This window comes from Mesorhizobium sp. M7A.F.Ca.CA.002.09.1.1, assembly GCF_003998555.1.
Classification (GTDB): Bacteria; Pseudomonadota; Alphaproteobacteria; order Rhizobiales; family Rhizobiaceae; genus Mesorhizobium; species Mesorhizobium ciceri.
Genome location: NZ_RZRR01000682.1, coordinates 1 through 3,135, shown reverse-complemented (window position 1 = coordinate 3,135; position 3,135 = coordinate 1). Strand labels below are relative to the sequence as shown.

3 protein-coding genes are annotated in these 3,135 nt (G+C 63.4%); 2 read left to right on the top strand and 1 reads right to left on the bottom strand.

All coding sequences use genetic code 11. The features are described 5' to 3' along the window. Positions 1–148: 148 nt before the first annotated feature. Entirely contained in the window at positions 149–1,348 is a 1,200-nt protein-coding gene (locus tag EN994_RS24420) for an MFS transporter (RefSeq protein ID WP_013531116.1), read from the bottom strand. Between the two features lie 223 nt (positions 1,349–1,571). Here EN994_RS24420 and EN994_RS24415 point away from each other — a divergent pair, with 223 nt between their 5' ends. Together EN994_RS24415 and EN994_RS24410 are read left to right on the top strand one after the other, a co-directional pair. Beyond that, the gene (locus EN994_RS24415; protein ID WP_063168230.1) at positions 1,572–2,570 is read left to right on the top strand and encodes a DUF1624 domain-containing protein; all 999 of its coding nucleotides are present in this window, start codon (positions 1,572–1,574) and stop codon (positions 2,568–2,570) included. Then, positions 2,567–3,043, top strand: coding sequence for an isoprenylcysteine carboxylmethyltransferase family protein (locus EN994_RS24410; RefSeq protein ID WP_024501351.1), 477 nt, complete (start codon positions 2,567–2,569; stop codon positions 3,041–3,043). The genes EN994_RS24415 and EN994_RS24410 overlap by 4 nt, the downstream gene beginning before the upstream one ends. The last annotated feature ends 92 nt before the right edge of the window (positions 3,044–3,135 follow it).

Below are 3,135 nucleotides of genomic sequence, written 5' to 3'. Positions count from 1 at the left end.
GGGCAGCCACGGCATTGGGCGAAATCCGCCCTTACCGCATTCCCTCTTGGCTCCAAAATGGAACCGGCGACACCGGCGACTATAGGCAGAATCCTCGCGTCCGGCAAACCAAATTCCGCCGGCGACCGTTGCGAATGCGCCATGAAGGTCAAAGCGATTTCGGCAGATAGCGCCACGTCACGAAGCCGCAGACCGCCGCCAGCAGGCCGAGCGTGACGAACACCGAGCCCAGGCCGAAGAAGGCCAGCACCACCGAATAGACCAGCGGCGGCGTCAGCTCGGAAAAGTCGAGATAGGTGCGATAGACTGCCGCCATCTGCGATCTTTCATAGGAGCGCACCGAGCGCATGAAGGCGGTCGAGCCGAGCGCGTCGAGTGCAATGGTGAAGAAGGCGCCGCAGAGCAGGAAGGCGCCGGTGAGCAGCGGCACGGTTTCGCCGACGAAGCCCGCCGCCAGAAGCGCGACCGACATGGCGAAATAGGCAAATGTCATGGTCCTGCGGCCGCCAAAGCGCTTTCCCGCCTTGCCCCAGAAAATCGCCATGAACAAAAGCGCGTTGCCGGCCGAAACCAGCAGGCCGCCGGCCAGCTTGCCCTCACCCGTAATGACCATGAACAGCGGCCCATAGACGAAGAACGTCGTCCAGAAACAGGAGCGCCCAAACGCGATCAGCCAGGCCAGCCTGAGCCTGGGCTGGGCGATGAAGCGGCCGATATTGGCGAGCGGATTGGCTGGTCGCGTCTTGCCGGGACGGATCGACGGGTTGTCGCCGAGCCGGTAGGTCCAGAACAATGCCAGCAAGGCTAACGCGAACACGGCCACCGCGCCATGCGCGGCATAGACGCCGAAGCGCGTGTAGAGGAAGATGCCGAGCGTCGGCCCACCGGTCCAGGCCAGCATCGACCACGCCATGCGCAGCGATTCGGCCTGCATGAAGTCGGTCTTGCGGATGTGGTCCATGATGTAGAGGTTGAGCGTGATCGACAGCGCGCTGGCGCCCATCACCCGGCACAGCATGCCGGCCAGTTGCCCGGCAAGCGTGTCGGTGACGAAGAACAGCGAGCCAATGGCCAGCAGGCAGGCGCCCGCCGTGTAGACCCAGCGCCGGGCGAAACGGCGGATCAGCATCGGCATGAACAATGTCACCGACAGGCCGAGCATCGCCACGACGGTGTAGAGGATCGAGACGATCTGCTCGTTGTGCAGGATCTCGTAAGCCTGGATCGGGATGACGCTCGACACCGTGGCGCGGGCGAAGGATTCGACCGCATAGAGCGAAGCGAAGGTGCGCGCGTCCGCGGCCTTGAGGGCCGGTAGCCAGATCGGATGGCGCACATGGGTGGACATTGCTTTCCCCGAAGCAGATTCACCGGGTCAAATCTGCCGTGGCGACCTCAGCGCCAATAAGAGGAAACCGACGTGCATCCGGCAAAAGCGAAGCCGGCCAAAGGCTTTCCGGCACTGGCCCAATGCCGCGGCTGATCCGGCGCTATCGGCAGGGTTGCCGGTCTTCTTTTGTCCCGGGCAACCGTGATAGTCCTCCAGCGGGGCTGAATCAGAATGCGAGACCATGAGCATCCAAACGCCGACCGCACCCGTTCAGGATCGACCAAAGCGCATCGTCGCCATCGACATCGTGCGCGGCATCGCGCTGATCGCCATGGCAAGCTACCATTTCACCTGGGATCTGGAGTTCTTCGGCTACACCGATCCCGGCCTGACCGCCTTCGGCTGGTGGAAGATCTACGCGCGCTGCATCGCCTCGACCTTCCTGTTCCTGGTCGGCGTCAGCCTGTATCTCGCCCACGGCCGACAAATCCGCTGGAACGGCTTCTGGAAGCGGTTCGCCATGGTCGCCGGAGCCGCGATCGCGATTTCGGTCGTCACCCGCATAGCCACTCCGGACGGCTTCATCTTCTTCGGCATCTTGCACGAGATCGCGCTGGCCAGCCTGCTCGGTCTCGCCTTCCTGCGCCTGCCGGCGCTGCTGACGCTTGTCGTCGCTGCGCTCGTTATCGCCGCCCCCGTCTATCTGCGCTTCGAGGCCTTCGATCACCCATGGCTGTGGTGGGTCGGCCTGTCGGCGACCAATCCGCGCTCCAACGACTACGTTCCGCTGTTTCCGTGGTTCGGCGCCGTGCTTGCGGGCATCGCGGTGACGAAACTCGCCGCAGGTGCCGGCCTGCTTGCCAGGCTTGCCAATCTGGCGCCCGGTCGCTTGGCCAACCCGCTGGTCTTCATCGGTCGGCACAGCCTGGCTTTCTATTTGATCCACCAGCCGCTGCTGATCGGCTGCGTCTGGCTGTTCTCGCAGATCATGCCGGCGCAGGTCGAAACCCCGCAGGTGAATTTCCTCAAAACCTGCCAGCTGTCCTGCGAGCAGTCGCGCGACACCGAGTTCTGTACGAGCTACTGTGTCTGCATGCTCGATACACTCGAGGGCGAGTCCACGCTTGATAGGCTCTACAACAACGATCAGACTGCGGAGTGGAAAGCGCATTTGTCCGATCTCGCCGGCATGTGCACCGCCAAGACCGACAGCAAGTTGATGGAGGGAGGGGCCGAATGACCGAGAACCAGCCGAAGCCGGGGCTCATACCGTGGCCGCCGCTGATCTACATCGCCGCCATCGCCGTCAGCATCGCACTGGGCCTGCTCTATCCCCTGCCCTGGATCGGCGACCTGCTGGGCGATATCCTGTTCGCGGCCGGCTGGGTGGCGCTGTTTGCCGTCGCCGCACTCTGGTTCACCGCGATCCGCACCATGATCCGGGCCAAGACCACGCTCAACCCCAACGCTGTACCCGATCACCTGGTCACCACGGGTCCCTTCGGCGTCACCCGCAATCCGATGTATCTGGCCAACACGCTGCTGTTGATCGGCGTCGCCTTTGTCTCGGGCATCGTGTGGTTCCTGCCGCTGGCGTTCATCGCCGCCTATGCCACGCAGAAGGTGGCGATCGAAGGCGAGGAAAAGGTGCTGGCGGCAAAATTCGGCAAGAAATACCGCGACTACGCCAAACGCGTGCGCCGCTGGATTTGAGCTGGCTTTCAAGCGGCCAATCTCCCCCCTCGTGGGGGAGATGTCCGGCAGGAGAGAGGGGGGCGCTGTCCCTCAAACTCTCTGCCTACGTA